This is a genomic window from Streptomyces sp. NPDC058534, from assembly GCF_042717365.1.
Taxonomy (GTDB): Bacteria; Actinomycetota; Actinomycetes; order Streptomycetales; family Streptomycetaceae; genus Streptomyces.
Genome location: NZ_JBHXNW010000020.1, coordinates 92586 through 113201 on the forward strand (window position 1 = coordinate 92586; position 20616 = coordinate 113201).

Genomic DNA, 20616 nt, shown 5'->3' on the forward strand with positions numbered 1-20616 from the left:
CAGTCGGATGCCGAGGTGGACGGCCGGTCAGATGCCGGGGTAGACGGCCAGCCGGCCGCACATGCCGAAGTGTCCGGTCGCCTTGGGGCCGGTGGCGGACACCTTGGCCTCGGCCAGATGCCCGTCGTCCTTGCCGCGCAGTGCGTCGAGTTGGGCCCGGGTGGCCTCGGCGGCGGCGTGCGCGCCGTCGAGCCAGCGCTGTTCCCAGTCGTCCAGGCGGGGCCGCACCAGGTCGGCCGCCGCCCGCTGGAACGCGGCCAGGGGCTCCGGGTCGCCGTTCTCCGTCGCCTCGCGCAACTCCAGGAAGCGCCGCGTCGCCAGGTCACGGCGGGCGCGGGCGATCCGCGCCTGCTCGGCCTCGGGGACGTCGGTGGGGATGCGGACGGCGTCGGCGTAGGTGTCGGGGTCGGTGAGCCGGTCCTGGGGCAGGGTGAGCACCGCGTCGCCCGCCTCGGGCAGGCCGCTGTTCTGCATCACGACGGTGATTTCGAGACCGCCGTCGTTGACCAGGCGGTGGATCGTGCCGGGCGTGAACCAGGCGACCGTGCCGGGCTCCAGCGGGGTCTCCCGGAAACCCGAGGTGGTGAGGGTCTGCACGGCGCCCCGGCCCGCCGTGACCACGTACCCCTCGCTGCACGTGAGGTGCAGGTGCGGGGTACCGCCGCCGGGCAGTCCCTCGACGGTCGGCCAGTCGTACACGGTCAGGCGGGACACGCCCACCGCGCCGGGGAAACCGTCGTACGCCGTGCTCACCACGTGAGTCCCTCCAGGTGTGCGGCGACCTGTGCGCGGTCCCAGGCGCCGTCGGCGACGACCACGCGGTAGGCACGGGCGAGCGTCTCGCCGGGCGGCAGGACCAGCTCCTCGTGGAACGCCCAGGACGGGGCGACCGCGGCGAACGGGTCGCTGCGCACGAACCAGTGCGCCGGGTGCGTGCCCTTCTCTCCCAAGTGGTCGTTGGAGGACGCGTGTTCGAAGACGACCGTGGCATGGCCGTCCCGTCCGTCGTGCTCGCCGACGTAGGCGAGCCACGGAGCCTGGGTGCCCATCAGGTCGCCCTCGGACGAATCAGCGGATTCGGCGGGCTCGGCGGACTCGGCGGACTCGGCGGTGAAGACCCGGCCGTCGCGGAAGGCGCGGGGGCCGCGCCAGAAGAGGCCGGTGTATCCGGCGGCGGGGCGGCCGTGGGTGGTGGGGCTGCCGAACCGCAGGTCCTCGTCACGCCGGTTGGTCACCGCCGACGTCCAGGTGAGCGTCCAGCTGCCGGTCTCGGGGTCGACGTCGCGCACCTCGACCCGGCGCTCCTCCTCGGCCCACAGGTCGCCGTCGTGCGGGTGCCAGGTCAGCCGCTCGGCGATGACGGCGCGGTCGCCCGCCGCGCTGACCTCCTCGAAGGACACGTGGGCCATCGAGCCGACCTTCTCGGGCAGGGCGAGGTACCCGTCGCCGTGCACGTAGGTGTTGCCGCCCCACAGGTTCTGGCCCGACAGGTGGGAGGCGGTCAGCTGGAGTCCCTTGTGCCAACGGTGGTCGTTGGGCCGGTAGTCGGTGACGAGGCCGCCGGAGAGGGTGCGGACCGGGTGCAGGTACGGCTTCGGCGCCTCCCAGTCGGCCTCGGGCCGGTACACGTAAGAGAACAGCTCGGTGCCGGCCGTCCCGTGGGCCACGGTGATGCGGTCGCCGTGGACGTGGGTGAGTGAGAGCGTCATGCGTGGTCCTCTTCCTCGCGGGTACCGGTCGGCGCCCAGCCCGGGGCGCCGCCGTGCAGTTCGGTGTAGTACGGGTCGCCGGGGCCGATGTCGCCCGCGCGCACGGTCGTGTCGGTGAAGGCCGACTTGTAGAGGGCGGTGATGAGTTCCAGCGTGCGACGGCCGCCCGCGCCGCTGGTCGCGTGGCGCCGGCCGTTCCTGATGTCGTCGACCAGGGCGCGCAGTTGGGCCAGGTGCGAACTGGGTTCGTCGGCGCCGAAGTCGCGCCAGGCCGCCACGGTCTCCTCGGGGACGCCGGGTGCGGGGATGATGCGCCAGTCGGCGTTGCGGTAGCCGTACAGGTGGGTCACCTCGATCGTGGCCAGTTCGCAGTCGATGCGTATCCGGCTGACCTCGTCGGGGCTCAGCACGCTGTTGACGAGGGTGGCGACGGCTCCGCCGGCGAAGCGGACCAGGGCGGTGGAGACGTCCTCGGTCTCCACGTCGTGCACGAGCCGGGCCGCCATGCCGCGCAGCTCGGTCCACGGGCCCATCAGGTCGAGGAGCAGGTCGGTCTGGTGGATGCCGTGGCCCATGGCCGGGCCGCCGCCCTCGGTGGCCCACCGGCCCCGCCACGGCACCGCGTAGTAGGCCTTGTCCCGGTACCAGGTGGTCTGGCAGTGGGCCACCAGGGGCCGGCCCAGCGCACCGCCGCGCAGCAGCGCGCGGACGTGCCGTGCCGCCGAACCGAAGCGGTGCTGGAAGACGATGGAGGCGTACGGCGCCGCGCCGTCTCCCCCTTCGGCCGCCTCGACGGCGTCGTAGTCGGCCAGTGAGGGGCAGGGCGGCTTCTCGCACCACACCCAGGCGCCGGCCCGGAGCGCGGACACGGACTGGTCCCGGTGCACGGAGGGCGGGGTGCACAGCACGACGAGGTCCGGACGTACCTCGGTCAGCATCGCGTCGAGGTCCGTGGACGCGAGCGCGATCCCGTACTCGTCGGCGAACGCGCGCACCGCGCCGCCGTCCACGTCCACCGCGGCCACGATCTCCACCTCGCCGTCGGCGGCCAGTTTCCGCAGGGCGGGCAGATGACTGGACCGCGCGATGGATCCCGTACCGACCACCGCCGTACGCAGTGGTGCGGGCGAAACGTGCGAAGACATGCGGACCCTCTCGTGAGCCGGACGGGCGGGGCACTGCGGGCACAGGGGTGATGTGCTGATGTGGGGCGGCGCCGGTTTCGGGTCACCGGGCGCGTCGGCGCTGCCGAAGCACCTCGTAGCAACCGCTTGCTATCGTGTTCCAACGTTGTAACCGGCGTGCGTCCGCAAGGTCAACCCTCTGTCCGGAAAAGACTCGACGTCGTTTCCCGCGTACTGACAAGGGGGCCCGCGGGGGCATAATCTGCGAAAACTTGTGAGGGGGACGGACAGTGGCCGCGGCGACACTCAAGGACGTGGCGGAGCGCGCGGGGGTATCGATCAAGACGGTGTCCAACGTTGTACGCGGCGTCCCGCGGGTGTCGGACACGACCCGCTCGCGGGTGCTGCGGGCGGTGGACGAACTCGGCTACCGACCCAATCCCTCGGCCCGCAGGCTCCGTACGGGGCGCAGCGGCCTGATCGCCCTCGTCGTCCCCGAGCTGGCCACTCCGTACTTCGCCGAACTCGCCCACCACGTGCGCAGGGAGGCCACCCTACTGGGCCTGACCGTCCTGACGGAGGAGTCGCTGGGGGACACCGCGGAGGAGCTGCGGCCGGCCAACGGGGTCGGCGCGTCGCTGCTCGACGGCGTGATCCTCTCCCCGCTGCGTGTCACCCCCGACGAACTCGCCGCCGTCACGGACGAGTTCCCGCTGGTCCTGCTCGGTGAGCGCACCTACGGACGGGACCGGGTGGTCGCCGACCACGTCCTCATCGACAACGTCGCCGCGGCCCGTGACATCACCGCCCACCTGATCGGGCTGGGGCGTGGCCGGATCGCCGCGATCGGGGTGGACCACCAGGGCTCGGCGACCAGCCGGCAGCGCCTGGAGGGATTCCAGCAGGCCCTGCACGCCGCCGGGCTGCCCTTCGACCCCCGGCTGGCGCCCCGGGTGGACGAGTTCGACCGCCGCAACGGACTGCTGACGATGCGCTCTCTCGCCTCCCTGCCCGCCGCCGAACGGCCCGACGCGGTCTTCTGTTTCAGCGACCTGCTCGCGGTCGGCGCCCAACGCGCGCTGCACGAGGCGGGCCTGGACATCCCCGGCGACGTGGCGGTGGCCGGCATCGACGGCTCCGAGGAGGCGCGGTACAGCACCCCCTCCCTCACCTCCGTGGTCCCCGACAAGGCGGCCATCGCCGCACTGGCCGTCAAGTGCCTGGCGGCGCGGATACGGTCACAGGCACCGCTGCCGTTCGAGGTTCACGTGGCGCCGCACTGGCTGGAGGCCAGGGAGTCCACACTGGGTGGGTGTCACGCGGTCCGCGCCTGAGCCGTCCGAATGGTCGTGAGGGCAGAAATCATTGCCCTCACCGCTGAGCAAGGGCGCTCGACGAGACACTGAGCGCCACGACTTGTGCTCCTAGGCTCTGCGACCATGGACATCCCGAGACGCCTCATCGAACTCAAGCTGGCCGTCGAGGCGGCAGAGAATCGTTATCGCAACAACTCCGGAGACAACGCCACGATCGCCCTGGCCGTCTGGTCCGACGCCACCGCCGCACTGGCCCGGGGCATCACCGCCCTCTCCGACGAGACGGGTGTACCGCGCCGGGAGCTGGAACTGGCCGTGGAACGCGCCGCACGGCCCCTGGCCCCGGCCCTGACACCGGCCCCCCGCCCCGAGGGCGCGAAACGTGGCCGACACGCCGCGGAGAGCGACGGATAGCAACGCGGGCCCATACCCCCACCGCGCGCCGTTGACAGGGCATGGCTAACAGGAATAGCTTGAAGCTAACACCGTTAGCCATTGCTGGTCACCAAAGGAAGTGTCATGACCGAGTACCTGGCCGTCGAAGGCGGCACGATCGCGTACGAGGTGTCGGGATCCGGCCCGCTGATCGTCCTCGCGCACGGCATGGGCGACAGCCGCGCCGCGTACCGTTCGATGGTCCCGTCCCTGGTGGAGGCGGGCTTCCGGGTCGCCGCGGTCGATCTGCGCGGCTGCGGCGAGTCCAGCGTCGACTGGCCGGCCTGGAGCCGCACCGACATCGCCGGCGACCTGCTCGCCGTGGTACGGCACCTGGGCGGCCCGGCCGTGCTGGTCGGCCACTCGGTCTCCGGCGGCGCGGCCACGATCGCGGCCGCCCGGGAGCCATCGATGGTCACCTCGGTCGTCGAGCTGGCGCCGTTCACCCGAAAGCAGTCGATCCGCCTCGGCGACCTGCGCGTGCGGCGCGTACGGCGGGGCATGCCGCGGCTGCTCGGTGCCGGCGTTCTCGGCAGCCTGCCGCTGTGGCGCTCGTACCTCGACGTGGCCTACCCCGGGGTGAAGCCGGCCGACTGGGCGGAACGCCTGGGCCGTATCGACGCGTTGCTGCGCGAGCCGGGCCGGATGAAGGCGCTGCAGGGCATGGGCCGCAGTGCCCCGACCGACGCCGGCGCCCAACTGGCCAACGTGCGCTGCCCCGTGCTGGTGGTGATGGGCACGCTCGACCCCGACTGGGCCGACCCGCACGCCGAGGGCACGGCGATCGTCGACGCCCTGCCGTCCGGCCTCGGGCGCCTGGAGACGATCGAGGGCGCCGGACACTACCCGCACGACCAGTTCCCCGACGAGGTGGTCTCCCTCGTCCTGGCCTTCCTGCGGTCGGACACCGCCCGCGCCTAGTACGCGGCCTCGCGTGCGAACCGGAGCCGCCTGCCCGCGCTCGTGGTCGACGCCCGCGTCCGGCGGCACCGTCACCGTGCCCGTGACCGTGTGAGCATCGGCAGCGAGACGATGTCGGCGAGTGCCTGCTGGCCGGCGATGTTCGCGTGGACGCCGTCGCCCGTGTCGTACGGCGGGTTGATGCTGTTCGGTTTCACCGGGTCCTTGAGCACCTGGTCGAAGGGGAGGACGCCGTCGCAGGTGCCACCGCAGTTGTTCCACTTCGACACGAACGTGCCGACGGTGTGCCGGTCGCGGTTGTTCTGGTCGCTGTAGCCCGGGCGGGGCGTGATGGGCGTGACGTACACCTTGATCCCCGCCGCCCGCAGCCGCTGGAAGACCTCGCGGTAGCTCGTCAGGATCTGCGCGGCGTCGCATCCGGCGGCGAGGTCGTTGGTGCCGTAGTAGTAGAGGACTCCCGTGACGCCGTGCAGGGACAGGACGTCCCGTTCCAGCCGGGTCGCCGCGTCCAGGCCGCGGACGGCCTCGCCGGTGTTCGGGCAGGTGCCGGCGCTCGTGGTGCCGCCGATGCCCGCGTTGGCGACGGCGAACTGCCGTGCGGCAGGCAGCTCCGACGTGACGCGCCGGGCGAGGACGTCCGTCCAGCGCAGGTCGGCGCCCGGTCGGCTGCAGCCCGGTCCGCAGTCCGTCGACCCGGTGCCGTCGACCACCGAGCTGCCGTAGCCGACGAGAGTGCCCCGGAGCCGCGGATTGTGTACGTCGACGGCGCTGACCAGGTAGGTGGAGCCGGTCGTTTCGGTGAAGGCGGCGCCGGTGGCGTCGGCGGTGTGGTCGCCGGAACCGGGCGGGGTCAGGTAGTTGGTGCGGAAGGCGCTGTCGTGCCGGCCCGGAGTCACGGTGCCGGAGACCGAGAGCGAGACCGCGACGTCGTCCTGGGCCGTGGTCCTGAGTGCGGCGCTGTCGCTCCACACCTCGCCGCCCGGCGGGACGACGACCTGGCGCCGGCCGTCGAACGTGACGGGGCGCGGGCGGCCTTGGGTCGCGGCGTCATCGCCGCCGCTGCGGGCCACCGTCGCCGCGTCGACGGTGAGGGGGGTCTCGCCGAACGTGTTCTGGACGCGGACGCGGACCGCGTCGCCTCCCTGGCTCAGGTGGGTGATCATGCGGACGGACTGGTCGCGCAGCGGTGTGGGGGCGAGGCTCTGCTGGGAGGCGGCCCACGAGGTGAACCAGGCATTGTTCCCGGGGTGCCGGCCCGCAGCGGCGTCGGCGGAGGCCGGAGCCGCCGCGGTCGTCGCGGACGCGGCGAGGACCGTCGAGGCCAGCGTGGCCGCCATGGCGACCGCGACGCCTCTGGCCGGCCGAGTCCGGGCGGGGCCGAGTATTCGGGCAAGGAGACGGTGCATGCGTGCCTGCCTTTCCGTAGCTGCTCTTTCCGACGCTGCTCTTTCCGTAGCTGCTGAGGTACCTTCCGCCACTCGCGACGCTCCGACGCCTTCCGCATCGTAGACACCACCACCCGGCCCCCGGAACCACGCCGCGGCCCAGAGCCATGGCCCAACTGGCCCCAGAAATCCGCCCTTTCGCTCGGCGACCAGGCCGAGCGGGCACGCCGCGACTCCCCCGCCGACTGGGTCGTCACCACGCGCGGCACGCAGTCGAGCGGCGACTATTCGCGCGGCAACAACTTCCCCGCGACGGCCGTCCCCAACGGCTTCAACTTCTGGACCCCCGTGACCGACGCCGGGTCGCTGGGCACCCTGTACAGCTACCACCAGCAGAACAACGCCGAGAACCTGCCCGAGATCCAGGCGTTCGCGGCCAGTCACGAGACCAGCATCTGGATGGGCGACCGGCAGACGTTCCAGGTCATGCCGTCCACCGCCGAGGGCGTTCCGGACGCCGGCCGCGAGGAGCGTGCGCTGGCCTTCCGGCACGAGGACGAGACGGCGCTGCCCCACCACTACGGGGTCACGTTCACCAACGGTCTGCGCGCCGACATGGCACCGACCGACCACTCGGCCGTGCTCCGCTTCACCTTCCCCGAGGGCGGCGGACGCAAGCTGGTCCTCGACAACGTCGACGACCGGTCCGGACTGACGATCGACGCCGCGAAGGGCACGGTCTCCGGCTGGTCGGAGAGCCGCACCATCTCCACCGGCATGAGCCGGATGTTCATGTACGGCACCTTCGACCAGCCCGTGACCGGCAGCGGCATGCTGCCGGAGGGCAACCGGCCCTCGACCGGCTACGTGTCGTTCGACGGCGGCGCGTCGCGGACCGTCACCCTGCGCATGGCCACCTCCCTCATCGGCGTCGACCAGGCGAAGCGGAACCTGGAGCTGGAGACGGGCGCGCGGGACAGCCTGGAGCAGGTCGCGGCACGGGCCGAGCACGCGTGGAACGAACGGCTCAAGGTCGTGGAGATCGACAAGGGCGGCACGGACGACCAGCTCACCACGCTCTACTCGAACCTGTACCGCATGAACCTGTATCCCAACTCGGGGTACGAGAACACCGGCACCAAGGCCAGGCCCCGTTACCGGCACGCCGTGCAGTCGAGCGGATCCTGGACTCCCCCGGCGAGCACTCCCACGCGCACCGGGGCGGAGATCGCCGACGGCAAGGTCTTCGTCAACACCGGTTTCTGGGACACCTTCCGTGCCGCCTGGCCCGCCTACTCCCTGCTGTGGCCCGAGACAGCGGGCGAACTGGTCGACGGCTTCGTCCAGCAGTACCGGGACGGCGGCTGGGTGTCGGCCTTCGCCGACGCCTACACCAAGGGCGTGCCGGGAATCGACGCCGAGGACACCTACGACGCCGCGCTCAAGAACGCCACAGTGCGTCCCCCGGACAGCAGCGTCGGCCGGGACAACCTGGAGCGCTCCACCTTCCGCGGCTACGTGCCGGGCGACGTGCCCGCCGGCTTCTCCTGGTCCCTGGACGGCTACGTCAACGACTCCGCGATCGCGGCCATGGCCGAGAAGATGGCCGGGCGGCGCGGTACTCCGGCGAAGGAACGGGACCGGCTGCGGGAGGAGGCGGAGTACTTCCGCGACCGCTCGGCCGGCTACGCAGACCTGTACGACCCGGCCACCGGCTTCTTCCAGGGCAGGTCCGAGGACGGCGAGTGGACCACCCCGGCGGACCGCTACGACCCCGGCACATGGGGCAACGACCACGACTACACCGAGGCCAACGGGTGGAACGAGGCCTTCCCGGCCCCGCACGACGGTCAAGGGCTGGCGGAGCTGTACGGCGGGCGTGACGCGCTCGCCGACAAGCTCGACGCGTTCTTCGCCACGCCGGAGAAGGCCGACCGTCCGGGTTCCTACGGCGGCACGATCCACGAGATGCGGGAGACGCGTGACCTGAGGCTGGGGCAGTGGAGCATCCCCAACCAGGTGTCCCACCACATCCCGTGGATGTACGCGTACACGCAGCAGCCCTGGAAGGGCCAGCGGCTGGTACGGCAGGCGCTGGACCGCGGCTGGCTCGGCTCCGACATCGGGCAGGGCTACCCCGGCGACGAGGACAACGGCGCGACGTCCGCGTGGTGGGTGCTGAGCGCGCTCGGCCTGTACCCGCTCCAGACGTCGAGCGGCGAGTACGTCGTCGGCTCCCCGCTCTTCGAGAAGGCGACGCTCCACCTGCCGGGCGGCAGGCTCGTCATCGAGGCGCCCGGGACCGACGAGGGCGACATCTACGTGCGGGGTCTGACCGTCGACGGGAAGCGCCACACGTCCACCACCGTCACGCACGACGAACTCGCCGACGGCGGCAGGCTGCGCTTCACCATGAGCGCAAGCCGTCGGCCTGGGGCACCGGCCGGAACGACGTACCGGACTCCCCGACCTCCGCCGGCGAGCGACCCCGCCCGCCGCACGACGTGACGGGCGAGGACCGCGGCGCCGCCTCGTCGTCGACCGGTCAGGACGTGTCCGCTCCGTTCGACGACACCTCCCGGACCTCCGTCGCCCTCGACGGCGTGGACCCGGAGATCCGCTACCGCGTCAACGGGGGCGACGACACCCGGGTCACCTACTACACGCTCACCTCCTCGGACGCGTCCGCCGGACAGGATCCGGACCGGTGGGTGCTGGAGGGCTCCGACGACGGCGAGCACTGGAAGGAGCTGGACCGCCGCCGCGGGGAGGAGTTCCGGTGGCGGGGGCAGACCCGGCCCTTCAAGGTCGAACACCCCGCGAGCATGCGGGAGTACCGGCTGCGGATCATCACCGGCGGGGAACAGCGGACGGTGTCCCTCGCGGAGGCCGAGCTGCTGACACGGGACACGGTTCCCGTCACGCCGGTCGTGGTGGCCGTCGGGGATGTCGCCCTGCGCGCCGGGGCGACGGGGTCCGTCGACGTCAAGGTGACCAACGGCGGTGACACGCCTCTGTCGCCCCGGCTCGCGTTCGATGCGCCCGCCGGCTGGACCGCCGACCCCGAGCGCACCGCCGTCGACGAGCTGGCGCCGGGCGGGTCCGTCACGGTCCCCGTCCGCGTCACGGCCCCGGCCGACGCCACTCCGGGCACCGCGTCGATCCGGGCCACGGCGACCTGGGACGGCTGGACCGTTACCGGGCGGGGGACGGCGCGGGTGGTGGGCGACGTCACCGAGATCGAACCCGGCACCGACTCGGAGGCCGGCGTCCTAGTGGCGGACGACCGTTCGCAGGTCACCGGCGACGGCGCCGACGCGTGGGCGCGCTACGCCGACGCGGACCGCTCCTTCACCTACCGGCTCCCCGTGCCCGGGGACAGCCGGGGCACAGTGACCCTGGACATCGCCAACCAGTTCCTGGTCGAGGCGTCCACCGACGGCACGGACTGGACGAGCGTCCTGCGGGAGCCGGATCCCGTGATGTTCCAGTCCAACCGTGAGCAACGAAGCCTGGACGTCGCCGAGCTGCGCGAACAGGCAGGCGGCGACGGCAACGGGCTGTACCTCCGCTTCTCCGACAGCCTGCCCGAGGACGGCTGGGGCGGCTGGCTCGCCGGGGTGCGCGTGGAGACCTCGGGCTGATCGGGTCCATGGACAGTCGCCAACCTGCTGTGATGTGATCCGTCCGGCGGACGGACGGGTCCGTCCCCCCAGGCTCGAAAGTTCCGTACACATGCAGAAGACCAAGGCCGCACTCTGGGAATTCCTCCAGGGGCTCGGCAAGACGTTCATGCTCCCGGTGGCCCTGCTCGCGTTCTGCGGCATCATGCTCGGCATCGGCTCCTCCCTGTCCAGCGAGGCCGTCACTGACAACGTTGCCTTTCTGAAGGGCGAGGGCTGGCACCTCGTCTTCACCTGGATGGCCAACACCGGCCTGGTCGCCTTCACGTTCCTCCCGGTTCTCTTCGCGATGGCGATTCCGCTCGGCCTCGCGCGTGAGGACAAGGGGGTGGCGGCCTTCTCGGGCTTCGTCGGGTTCGCCGCCATGAACCTCGCGGTGAACTTCTACCTCACCGCGAAAGGCGTCGACTTCGAGGACGAGAAGGCGATCGAGCACTACGGCATAGCCGACGTGCTGGGCGTGCAGTCCATCGACACGGGACTGCTCGGCGCCGTGGCCGTTGGCATCGTTGTCAGCCTGCTCCACCGGCGCTTTCGTACCCAGCGGATGCCTGACGCGCTCGCCTTCTTCGGCGGGCTGCGCTTCGTCCCGATCGTCTCGGCCCTGGTCCTGAGCGTGCTCGGTCTCCTCATCCCGCTGGTCTGGCCGACGTTCAACGGCTGGATCACCGCGGTGGGCCGGGGCATCGGACACACGGGGGTCTTCGGGCCGTTCTTCTTCGGCATGGGCGAGGTCCTGCTGCGGCCGATCGGGCTGCACCACATCCTCGTGGCCATGTTCCGCTTCACCGACGTCGGCGGTGCCGGAGCCGTGTGCGGCGACCACGTCTCCGGCGCCCTGAACATGTTCTACGCCCAGCTGGACTGCTCGGCCGCACCCAACTCCGCGGTCACGGACGCGACGCACTTCCTCTCGCAGGGCAAGATGGCGGCCTACCTGGGCGGTCTGCCGGGCGCCGCGCTGGCGATGTACCACTGCGCGAAGCGACGGATGCGCCCGGAGATCAAGGCCCTGCTCGTGTCCGGCGTCGTCGCCTGCGTCGTGGGCGGCATCACCGAGCCGCTGGAGTTCCTGTTCCTCTTCGTCGCCCCGTGGCTGTACGCCATCCACGCGGTCCTCGTCGGTCTCGGGTTCCTCACGGCGGCCGTGCTCGGCGTCTACATCGGGAACACCGACGGCAACGTCATCGACTGGCTGGTCTTCGGCGTGCTGCAGGGCTCGACGACCAAGTGGTACCTGGTGCCGGTCATCGCGGCGGTGTGGTTCGCCGTGTACTACTTCCTCTTCCGCTGGGCCATCAGGCGCTTCGACCTCAGGACTCCCGGCCGCGAGGACGACCCGGACGAGGGCGCGGAGGAAGGCGCCGAGCAGCGGGACGAGAAGGACGGTGCGGCGTCCACCGGCTCCGCCGAGAAGGCCGCGCCCCCGCGTGAGCTGGTCGCGGGGAAGTACGACGCCGTCGCCATCCTCGACGCGATCGGCGGCGCCGACAACATCCGGTCGCTGGACAACTGCATCACCCGCCTGCGCATGACGGTCGAGGACGCCGAACGGGTCGACGAGACACGGCTGAAGAAGCTGGGCGCCGTGGGGGTCATCAAGCTCGACGGCCACAACGTGCAGGTCATCATCGGCCCGCAGGTCCAGTCCGTGAAGGACGCCATCGCCACGATGATCCCGGTGGGCTGACCATGGCCTCGTCACCGCCCTACGACTTCGACACGCCGGTGGACCGGCGCGGCACCTGGTGCACGCAGTGGGACTACGTCCAGGACCGGTTCGGCGTGCCTGACCTGCTGCCCTTCACGATCTCCGACATGGACTTCGAGACGGCCCCGGAGATCCTTACCGCGCTCCGGGACCGCCTGGACCACGGGGTGCTCGGTTACTCGCGTTGGCGCCAGAGCGACTTCCTCTCCGCGATCGTGCACTGGTACGGCACGCGGCACGCCACGGAGGTGGACCCCGGGTCCATCCTGTACGCCCCCTCCGTCGTCTACCAGATCTCGCAGTTGCTGCGCCTGTGGTCGCGGCCTGGTGACGGCGTGGTCGCCCACACCCCGATGTACGACGCGTTCCCCAGGACGGTGGCGGCCAACGGGCGCCGGCTGCGGGAGTGCCCCCTGGACGACTGGGCGGAGTTCGAACGGCTCCTGGCGCTGCCCGACACGGCCGTGCTGCTGTTGTGCTCGCCGCACAATCCCACGGGCCGGGTGTGGCACGCGGCGGAGCTGGACCGGATGGCGCGGCTGTGCGCGCGGCACGGCGTCGCGGTCATCAGCGACGAGATCCACTCCGACCTGGCGTACGCCCCGCACGTCCACCGCCCCTGGGTCCGGCACGGCGGCGAGGGCCGCTGGGCCGTGCTCAGCTCAGCGTCCAAGTCCTTCAACATCCCGGCGCTGACCGGAAGTTACGGGATCATCGGCGACGCGCCCTCCCGCGACGCGTACCTGCGGCAGCTCAAGGACGCCGACGGTCTCTCCTCCCCTGCCGTACTGTCGCTGGTCGGTCACATCGCCGCGTACCGGAGCGGGGCACCCTGGCTGGACGCCCTGCGCGGGTATCTCGCGGGCAACCTCGCGATGGTCGCCGGCCGGCTGCGCGCGGCGTTCCCGCGGCTGGGCTGGGAGCCCCCGCAGGCCGGATACCTGGCCTGGATCGACCTGCGGCCCCTCGGGGTCGACGACGACGCGCTCCAGCGCGAATTGGTGGAGGTGGAGAAGGTGGCCGTCATGCCGGGGGCCGCCTACGGCTCCCCGGGGCTGGTGCGGCTCAACGTCGGGTGCCCCCGGTCCAAGGCGGAGGCGGGGGTCGAGGCGCTGGTGCGGGCGGTGCGGCGGATCGCACCCGATTCCCAATGAACATGGTTTTTATGTAGCGTCGGGGTGGAAGGAGAGCACGCCCGCCCTGGTGCCTGTGACGGCGGACGGGTTGACCCACCTGGTCCCGCACCTGGTGCCGGCCTACCGTCGGGGCCTGCTGCGGCCGGAGGACTGAGCGAGGCCCAGGGGCGCATCGCGCCGCCGCCAGGTCCCCGCGTTGCAGCCGCCCATGCCCCGGCGGACACTGGCCGGGACTGGCAGCCGGCCGGAGAGGGCCTGGACGATGGGTGACTACGCGGACCTTCCTGGTGTGAGGACCTGGTACGAGAGCGAGGGGACCGGCGATCCGCTGATCCTGCTGCACGGCGGCTTCTGCACCAACGACACCTGGGGAGCACAGCGCGCCGATCTCGCCGCCGCGTACCGCGTCCTGCTGCCCGAGCGGCGCGCGCACGGGCACACCCCCGACGTCGACGGGCCGCTGACGTACCAGGACATGGCCGACGACACGGTGGCGTTCCTGGAGACGGTGGTGGGCGGACCCGCGCACCTGGTCGGCTGGAGCGACGGGGCCGTCGTCGCGCTTGTCGTCGCCCTCGCCCGGCCGGACATGGTGCGCCGGGTCGTGCTGATCGGGGCCAACTTCCGGCCCGCCGGAGAGTGCTTCGTCGAGCCGGAGATGCTGGACGCGATGACACCCGGCAGCCCGGACATGGAGTTCTTCCGCGAGATGTACGAGGCCGCCTCACCGGACGGTGCGGACCACTGGCCGGTGGTGGCGGTGAAGGTGATCGACATGTGGCGCACCCAGCCCACCCTCACCGCGCGGGAGCTGGGCCGGGTCACCGCGCCCACCCTGGTCGTGGCCGGCGACGACGACCTGATGACGCTGGAGCACACGACCGCCCTCTACCGCGCGCTTCCCGACGCGCGGCTGGCCGTGCTGCCCGGCGCCTCCCACCTGGTGCCGCTGGAGAAGCCGGCCCTGGTCAACGGGCTGGTCCTGGACCACCTCGCGCAGGAGGCGGCGGTCGAGACGATGATGCCGATCCGCCGCCGCAGCGGGTGACCCGGCGTCAGGGCCGGGCGACCGGGTCGAGGGCCAGGGCGGCGAACGTCGCCAGCCAGTGGTCGGTGGTGAAGTCGCCGCGCTCCACCGCCGGCATGCCCGCCGCGAGGTGTGCCGCAGCCGCCGCGTCCAGGCGGGCGCGGACCGGACCGTCGGGCAGGGCGTCCGCGAGAGCGCGCAGCGCGGCCGCCCGGCTGAGCGTCAGGCCGAGCAGGTGGCCGATCTGCGGGTCGGCGTGGTCGGAGACCACCGGTACCTCAAGCAGCGGGCAGGGCGCACCGGAGGTGAGCGAGGGCAGGAAGCGGTCCAGCCATGCCGCGAACCGGTCCGGCGGGAGCACCCTGCGCATCGCGTCGGCCTCGCTCAGCGCCGGGGAGAGGAAGTCCTGGCCGGACGGTTCCCAGTGCGCGGGCGCGTCGTGGTCGTCGGCGAACCAGGTGAGCAGACGTTCCCGTACGGCCCGGTCGGTCTCGGCGGGCAGTTCCCCCGAGTCGAGCGCGAGGCTCAGCGCGAAGGCGCTGTTGGGGTGGTTGCCGTGGCGTACGGGATAGGTGGCCTTGGGCAGCCAGTCGGCCAGCAGCCGGTCGACGGCGGAGACGGCGGGGGTCAGGGCCGCGGTCCAGCGGGTGCCCGCCGCGGCGTCGTGGGCGCGGCACTCCGCAGCCAGAGCGAGCAGCCACGCCCAGCCGTAGGGCCGCTCGAAGGAGGGATGGTCACTGAGGTAGGCGGCCTCGGCGGCCAGGTTGTCGGGGGTGAGGTGGCGGTCCAGTGCGTCGAGGGCCGGGGCGGTGTCCGGTAGCTCGGGGGTGCCGCCGTGGCGGCGGAGCACGCGGACGAGCAACCAGTGCATGTGCACCGAGGAGTGCCAGTCGTAGGCGCCGTAGAAGGCGGGGTGCAGGGAGCTGGGCGCGGAGTTCTCCTGCGCGGAAGTGATCAGGTGGGCCGGGAAGTTGGGGTACTCGCGGGTGATGTTGGCCAGGGCGATCCTGGCGAACGGGGCCGCGTGGGCGCCGAGCGGCATCAGTGGGTGGCTCCTTCGGTGACTCGCAGGTCGTGTTCGGCCGGGGTGCTGGCGGCGGTGGCCAGCAGGGCGCGCAGACCGTGGGCGACAGTGGCGGGCGGCAGGGACGGGGCACTGCCGTCGGCGACCTGTTCCGGCGCCCAGGGCACATGCGCGAACCCGCCCCGAACATGCGGGAACTCGGTGGCTATGAGGTGCCCCAGGCCGTAGGCCACGTGGTTGCAGACGAAGGTGCCGGCCGTGTTGGAGACGGCGGCCGGCACGCCCGCCTCGCGCATCGCGGCGACGCACGCCTTGACGGGAAGGGTGGAGAAGTAGGCGGCGGGACCGCCCGGGACCACCGGTTCGTCGATGGGCTGCCCGCCGGCGTTGTCGGGGATGCGCGCGTCGTCGACGTTGATGCCGACGCGTTCGACGGTGACGCCCGGGCGTCCGCCCGCCTGGCCCAGGCAGAGCACCAGGTCGGGGGCCGCCACCCGGACGGCGTCGCGCAGGGCGTCGAGGGACTCGCCGAAGACGCAGGGCAGTTCGGCGGCGGTGACCGTGAGCCCGGCGGGTGGTTCGGCGGCCACCAGGGACGCCGCCTGCCAGGACGGGTTCACGCGCGCTCCGCCGAAGGGGGCGAAGCCGGTGATGAGGACACGGGTCATGGGCGTTCCTTGCCGTGCGGTCGGGTGGGCCGGGATCAGAAGGCGAAGAGCGCCATGATGGCGGTGCAGCAGCCGAGCAGAGCGATGCCCGTGGGGAGCTGTGCCTTGATCGGGCCGTACTGGTCCTTCAGTTCGAGCAGCGTGGCCGGGACGATGTTGAAGTTGGCGGCCATCGGGGTGCACAGGGTGCCGGCGAACCCGGCCAGCATGCCGATCGAGAGGACGGCCGGCTCGTTGCCGTGCATCTGCTGGATCAGTACGGGCCAGCCGATCGCCGCCGTCATGACGGGGAACGCGGCGAACGCGTTGCCCATGATGACCGTGAACAGGAACATGCCCACGCAGTACGCGATGACGGCGAGGTACTTGGAGTTGTCCGGCAGCACGTCGTCGACGATCTTGCCGACCTGGGTGCCGACCCCGGCGGCGGCGAAGATCGAGCCGAGCACGGCCAGCAGTTGGGGCAGCAGCAGGGCGGAGCCCATCGCCTCCAGCATGGAGCGGCCGGAGTGGACCGGGACGGAGAGCTTCCTCTCGCCGGTCACCAGCATGCCGACGACGAGCGCGGCGATGCAGCCGAGGCCGAGTCCGAGCAGGGTGGCCTTGCCGGTCTCGAACAGCCCGGACTCGTCCAGCACCGAGGCGCAGACGATGGCGACGAGCGGGATGGTCAGCGCCGGGACGAAGATCTTGTTGCCGAGCCGGCCGGCGGAGGCCTCACGCTGCTCACCGGTGGTGGTGACCGGGACGCCCTTGCCGAGGAAGTTGAAGCCGGCGAGCACGATCAGGGCGAGGACCGCGACGCCGAGCGGTTCGGCGGGCAGCGTCCAGTCGCCGTTCTTCGCGGTGGCGTTGGCGACGCCGGTGCCGTAGGGGAAGGTGAGGCCGAGCAGTCCCCAGAACGCGGCGGACGTCCACCGCTTGGGGTTGCTGCGGTCGGCGGCCATCTGCACGGCCATGACGACGAAGACGAGGCCTATCAGCCAGTACAGCCATTCGACCTTGATCACTTGTCGGCCCCCTCGGGAAGCGGCAGGTCGTGTTCGGCGGCGGCGACCGCCATCTCGCGCTCCAACTGCCTGTCCATGAGCAGCAGCCGGGCACCGTGGATGACGAAGGCGCAGACGGCGAGCGGGATCGCCCACAGGGCCAGCTGGGTCGGTTCGATGTCCTGGTGGTACGTCGAGTTCACGAAGCCGGTGATCAGGAGGATCGAGCCGATCGCGATGAAGCAGTCCTCGCCGAAGAAGACACCCACGGTGTCGGCCGAGGCCGAGTAGGAGCGCACCTTCTCGCGCCACCGGTCGGGCAGTTTCGCCCCCGTGGAGCGTTCGGCGGCGGCCTCGGCCATGGGCGCGACCAGGGGCCGCACGGTCTGTGCCGGGCCGCCGATGCTATTGAGCCCGAACGCCGCGGTGACCTGCCGGACCAGCAGGTAGACGGTGAGGAACCGGCCGGCGCTGAGCCTGCCCAGGCGCCCGATGAGGTTGCGGGCCTGTTCGCGCAGGCCGTAGCGCTCCAGCAGGCCGATCACCGGGAGCACGATGGCGTAGACGGTGACCGAGCGGCTGTCGGCGAAGGACCGGCCGAAGGCCGCGAGGACCTCCAGCGGGTCCATCTTGCCGAGCAGTCCGGTGACGATTCCGGCGACGCCCACCACGAGGACGGGGTTGCGGCGCGTGACGAATCCGAGGATCACCACGACCACACCGAGGAGAACGATCATTCGGTGGCCTTCTTCAGGCATGAGGGGGCGGGGCAGCACGGATCCGGAGCCTCCGGGGCCGTGGCTTCAGCGGTCCCCGGACCATAGCTCCAGATACGTGGCAGATGCACGGACACTAGCGATCGTTCAACGATCTAACAAGGGGCGGATTTCTCCCGCCACCCGGACGCCAGCATCGCTCTCTTGTCGGATCGTTCAACGATCGTCTACGTTCGACGTGTGATCGACCTCAACGCAGACCTCGGCGAGGGCTTCGGCCGCTGGACCCTCACCGACGACGACGCCCTGCTCTCCGTCGTCACCAGCGCCAACGTCGCCTGCGGCTTCCACGCGGGCGACCCCTCCGTGATGCGGCGCGTCTGCGCCCTCGCCGCCGAGCGCGGGGTCCGGATCGGGGCGCAGGTGTCCTACCGCGACCTCGCGGGCTTCGGACGGCGCGCCATGGACGTACCGGCGGGCGAGCTGGCGGCCGAGGTCGCCTACCAGATCGGCGCGCTCAGGGTGTTCGCCGAGGCCGCCGGGTCCGAGGTGGCCTACGTGAAGCCGCACGGCGCCCTCTACAACCGCACCGTCCACGACGCCGAGCAGGCCCGTGCCGTCGTGGCGGGGGTACGGCTGGCGGGCGGCGCGCTGCCCGTGCTGGGTCTGCCGGGCTCGCGACTGCTCGACGCCGCCGGGGAGGCGGGTCTCACCGGTGTCCCGGAGGCCTTCGCGGACCGCGCCTACACCGCGCGGGGCACCCTCGTCCCCCGCGGCGAGGCGGACTCCGTGGTGACCGACGCGGACGCGGTGGTCAGCCGCGCGCTGGGATTCGCGGTGCGGGGCGAGGTCGCGGCGGTGGACGGCACGACCGTCGCGGTCGCCGCCCGTTCGCTGTGCGTGCACGGCGACACCCCGGGCGCGGCCCGGATCGCGGCGCACGTCCGCGAGGCCCTGGAAGCGGCCGGGGCAGGGATCGGGGCGTTCGCATGACGGGCGGCCGGGCCCGCGCGGCGCGCCCCGCCGGCCGTCACGCACTCCTCGTCGAACTGCCCGACGCCGAACACACAGCGGCCTTCCACGCCGAAGTGCTGCGCCGGCGCGCCGCCGGGACCCTGCCGCCGGTGACGGAGGTCGTACCGGGGGCGCGGACCGTGCTGCTCGACGGGGTGCCGGACCCGGAGTCGCTGGCCCGCGAGGTCACCGGGTGGGAGGTACCGCCGGTCCCCGACGACGACGGGGACGTAGTGGAGGTTCCCGTGCGCTACGACGGTCCGGACCTGGCCGACGTGGCGGCCCTGTGGGGAGTCGCCCCCGCCGAGGTCGCCGCCCGCCACGCCTCCCCCACCTACCGGGTCGCGTTCTGCGGGTTCGCACCCGGCTTCGGCTACCTCACCGGCCTGCCCTCTCGCCTCCACGTCCCCCGCAGGGCCACGCCGAGGACCCGGGTGCCGGGCGGCGCGGTCGCCTTGGCCGGCCCGTACAGCGCGGTCTACCCCCGCTCCACGCCGGGCGGCTGGCAGCTGATCGGCACCATGCCGGACCCAAGGCCGCTGTGGGATCCGACGCGTGAGCGGGCGGCGCTCCTCACGCCGGGGACCCGGGTGCGATTTGTCACAGCGGACGGCGCCCCCGCGGAGGCCGGCGCATGACGGCCAAGCTCACGACCGTGCGCTCCGGGGCGCTCACCACCGTGCAGGACGCGGGCCGGCCCGGCCACGCCCACCTCGGCGTGCCACGCTCCGGCGCACTGGACGCGCCCGCGATGCGCCTCGCCAACCGGCTGCTGGGCAACGATCCGGACGCCGCCGTCCTGGAGACCACGCTGACCGGGTGCGCTCTGCGGCCCGACCGCGGCATCACCGTCGTCGTCGGCGGCGCGCCCTGCCCCGTGACCGTCGACGGGCGCCCCGCCGCCTGGGGCGCTCGGGTGCGAGTGGCGGCGGGCTCGGTCCTGGACGTGGGGGCGGCCACCACGGGGGTCCGGTCGTACGTGGCCGTCGCGGGCGGCATCGCCGCCGATCCCGTCCTCGGCAGCCGCTCGACCGACCTCCTGTCGGGGCTGGGGCCACTCCCCCTGCGGGACGGCGACGTCCTCCCGGTGGGCACACCCGCACGACCGGCGCCGCTGCCGGTGACCGCCCCCTGGCCCGGCCCGCCCGCCGAACTGGTGCTGCCGGTACGCCTGGGCCCCCGCGCCGACTGGTTCTCGCCGACCGCCCTGCGCACCCTCACGTCGGCCGCCTACCGCGTCTCCCCGCACAGCAACCGCATCGGCCTGCGCACGGAGGGGCCGCCGCTGGAGCGCGCCTCGACGGGCGAACTGCCCAGCGAGGGCATGGTTTTGGGCGCGGTGCAGGTCCCGCCGGACGGGTGTCCCGTGATCTTCCTGCACGACCATCCGACGACAGGGGGTTACCCGGTCGTCGCGGTCGTCGCCGAACCCGCCCTCGCGGCGGCGGCCCAGGCCGCGGCCGGAACCCCGGTGCGTTTCACGCTCGGCTGACGGCTTCCCGCCGCCGACGCCCTATGGCGTACGCGCGTAGACCTCGGGCACCATCGTGCTGCACCGCATGCTCAACCACCCCACAGGAAGCATGACGTTCTGCATGGAGGTTCCATCATGAGGTCTCCAACCACGCGTATCCGGGCGGTCGTCACGGCGCTCGCCCTGGTGGCCGCACCGGGCGCGGTCGTGGTGGGGGGGGGCGGGGCGCGCGGCGGGGCCGCGCGCGGCAGCCGCGCTCCCACCCCCGCACACTCTCTCACACA

The 20616-nt window shown here is 72.2% G+C and carries 19 protein-coding genes and 1 pseudogene; 12 read left to right on the top strand and 8 right to left on the bottom strand.

The window, feature by feature from the left end:
• Positions 1 to 27 precede the first annotated feature (27 nt).
• From ACFWR9_RS15260 to ACFWR9_RS15270, 3 genes are read right to left on the bottom strand one after another with little or no spacing between them, the layout of a single operon-like run.
• The gene (locus ACFWR9_RS15260; protein WP_383841220.1) at positions 28 to 753 is read right to left on the bottom strand and encodes a cupin domain-containing protein; all 726 of its coding nucleotides are present in this window, start codon (positions 751 to 753) and stop codon (positions 28 to 30) included.
• Positions 750 to 1709, bottom strand: coding sequence for a PmoA family protein (locus ACFWR9_RS15265; protein WP_383841223.1), 960 nt, complete (start codon positions 1707 to 1709; stop codon positions 750 to 752). The genes ACFWR9_RS15260 and ACFWR9_RS15265 overlap by 4 nt, the downstream gene beginning before the upstream one ends.
• The gene (locus ACFWR9_RS15270; protein WP_383841226.1) at positions 1706 to 2854 is read right to left on the bottom strand and encodes a Gfo/Idh/MocA family protein; all 1149 of its coding nucleotides are present in this window, start codon (positions 2852 to 2854) and stop codon (positions 1706 to 1708) included. Before ACFWR9_RS15270 ends, ACFWR9_RS15265 begins: the two co-directional genes overlap by 4 nt.
• A 269-nt stretch (positions 2855 to 3123) precedes the next feature.
• Between ACFWR9_RS15270 and ACFWR9_RS15275 the strand changes: the two genes are divergently transcribed.
• From ACFWR9_RS15275 to ACFWR9_RS15285, 3 genes are all read left to right on the top strand, one after another.
• Positions 3124 to 4167, top strand: a complete 1044-nt coding sequence (locus ACFWR9_RS15275; protein WP_383841229.1) for a LacI family DNA-binding transcriptional regulator — start codon at positions 3124 to 3126, stop codon at positions 4165 to 4167.
• A 105-nt stretch (positions 4168 to 4272) separates the two neighbouring features.
• A complete protein-coding gene (locus tag ACFWR9_RS15280) occupies positions 4273 to 4563 on the top strand; it encodes a hypothetical protein (protein WP_383841232.1) in 291 nt (96 codons plus the stop codon).
• Positions 4564 to 4668: 105 nt separating this feature from the next.
• Positions 4669 to 5505, top strand: coding sequence for an alpha/beta fold hydrolase (locus ACFWR9_RS15285; RefSeq protein ID WP_383841235.1), 837 nt, complete (start codon positions 4669 to 4671; stop codon positions 5503 to 5505).
• Between the two features lie 71 nt (positions 5506 to 5576).
• Here ACFWR9_RS15285 and ACFWR9_RS15290 read toward each other — a convergent pair whose 3' ends face one another.
• Entirely contained in the window at positions 5577 to 6842 is a 1266-nt protein-coding gene (locus ACFWR9_RS15290; RefSeq protein WP_383841238.1) for an SGNH/GDSL hydrolase family protein, read from the bottom strand.
• Between the two features lie 165 nt (positions 6843 to 7007).
• Between ACFWR9_RS15290 and ACFWR9_RS15295 the strand changes: the two genes are divergently transcribed.
• The 6 genes and pseudogenes from ACFWR9_RS15295 to ACFWR9_RS15320 all read left to right on the top strand — a co-directional run bounded on the left by ACFWR9_RS15295 (position 7008) and on the right by ACFWR9_RS15320 (position 14468).
• Entirely contained in the window at positions 7008 to 9398 is a 2391-nt protein-coding gene (locus tag ACFWR9_RS15295) for a GH92 family glycosyl hydrolase (protein WP_383841311.1), read from the top strand.
• The gene (locus ACFWR9_RS15300; protein WP_383841240.1) at positions 9395 to 10534 is read left to right on the top strand and encodes an NEW3 domain-containing protein; all 1140 of its coding nucleotides are present in this window, start codon (positions 9395 to 9397) and stop codon (positions 10532 to 10534) included. Before ACFWR9_RS15295 ends, ACFWR9_RS15300 begins: the two co-directional genes overlap by 4 nt.
• Positions 10535 to 10625: 91 nt before the next feature.
• Complete coding sequence (gene malX, locus ACFWR9_RS15305) at positions 10626 to 12263, top strand: maltose/glucose-specific PTS transporter subunit IIBC (RefSeq protein WP_383841243.1); 1638 nt, start codon at positions 10626 to 10628, stop codon at positions 12261 to 12263.
• Between the two features lie 2 nt (positions 12264 to 12265).
• Positions 12266 to 13438 carry a MalY/PatB family protein gene (locus tag ACFWR9_RS15310; protein ID WP_383841246.1) on the top strand — a complete coding sequence of 391 codons (1173 nt, stop codon included), beginning with the start codon at positions 12266 to 12268 and terminating at the stop codon, positions 13436 to 13438.
• A gap of 25 nt (positions 13439 to 13463) precedes the next feature.
• Positions 13464 to 13574, top strand: a pseudogene (locus tag ACFWR9_RS15315) (50S ribosomal protein L32); the annotation flags it as partial.
• 108 nt (positions 13575 to 13682) lie between these two features.
• Positions 13683 to 14468 carry an alpha/beta fold hydrolase gene (locus ACFWR9_RS15320; RefSeq protein ID WP_383841249.1) on the top strand — a complete coding sequence of 262 codons (786 nt, stop codon included), beginning with the start codon at positions 13683 to 13685 and terminating at the stop codon, positions 14466 to 14468.
• Between the two features lie 7 nt (positions 14469 to 14475).
• On the opposite strand, the gene ACFWR9_RS15325 is transcribed toward ACFWR9_RS15320, so the two are convergent.
• Genes ACFWR9_RS15325 through ACFWR9_RS15340 form a run of 4 tightly spaced genes read right to left on the bottom strand, consistent with a single transcriptional unit; the run spans position 14476 to position 17865 of the window.
• Positions 14476 to 15489: a DUF2891 domain-containing protein gene (locus ACFWR9_RS15325; protein WP_383841252.1), complete on the bottom strand. Its 1014-nt coding sequence runs from the start codon at positions 15487 to 15489 to the stop codon at positions 14476 to 14478.
• Positions 15489 to 16139 (bottom strand): pyroglutamyl-peptidase I, encoded by a 651-nt coding sequence (gene pcp, locus ACFWR9_RS15330; protein ID WP_383841254.1) that lies wholly within the window; start codon positions 16137 to 16139, stop codon positions 15489 to 15491. Before pcp ends, ACFWR9_RS15325 begins: the two co-directional genes overlap by 1 nt.
• A 35-nt stretch (positions 16140 to 16174) precedes the next feature.
• Positions 16175 to 17149 carry a DUF979 domain-containing protein gene (locus ACFWR9_RS15335; protein ID WP_383841257.1) on the bottom strand — a complete coding sequence of 325 codons (975 nt, stop codon included), beginning with the start codon at positions 17147 to 17149 and terminating at the stop codon, positions 16175 to 16177.
• Positions 17146 to 17865 (bottom strand): DUF969 domain-containing protein, encoded by a 720-nt coding sequence (locus tag ACFWR9_RS15340; RefSeq protein WP_383841260.1) that lies wholly within the window; start codon positions 17863 to 17865, stop codon positions 17146 to 17148. The genes ACFWR9_RS15335 and ACFWR9_RS15340 overlap by 4 nt, the downstream gene beginning before the upstream one ends.
• Before the next feature lie 219 nt (positions 17866 to 18084).
• Between ACFWR9_RS15340 and ACFWR9_RS15345 the strand changes: the two genes are divergently transcribed.
• Genes ACFWR9_RS15345 through ACFWR9_RS15355 form a run of 3 tightly spaced genes read left to right on the top strand, consistent with a single transcriptional unit; the run spans position 18085 to position 20350 of the window.
• Entirely contained in the window at positions 18085 to 18837 is a 753-nt protein-coding gene (locus ACFWR9_RS15345) for a LamB/YcsF family protein (RefSeq protein ID WP_383841263.1), read from the top strand.
• On the top strand, positions 18834 to 19496 hold the full coding sequence (locus ACFWR9_RS15350) for an allophanate hydrolase subunit 1 (RefSeq protein ID WP_383841266.1): 663 nt from the start codon (positions 18834 to 18836) through the stop codon (positions 19494 to 19496). The genes ACFWR9_RS15345 and ACFWR9_RS15350 overlap by 4 nt, the downstream gene beginning before the upstream one ends.
• Positions 19493 to 20350 carry a biotin-dependent carboxyltransferase family protein gene (locus tag ACFWR9_RS15355; protein ID WP_383841269.1) on the top strand — a complete coding sequence of 286 codons (858 nt, stop codon included), beginning with the start codon at positions 19493 to 19495 and terminating at the stop codon, positions 20348 to 20350. Before ACFWR9_RS15350 ends, ACFWR9_RS15355 begins: the two co-directional genes overlap by 4 nt.
• The last annotated feature ends 266 nt before the right edge of the window (positions 20351 to 20616 follow it).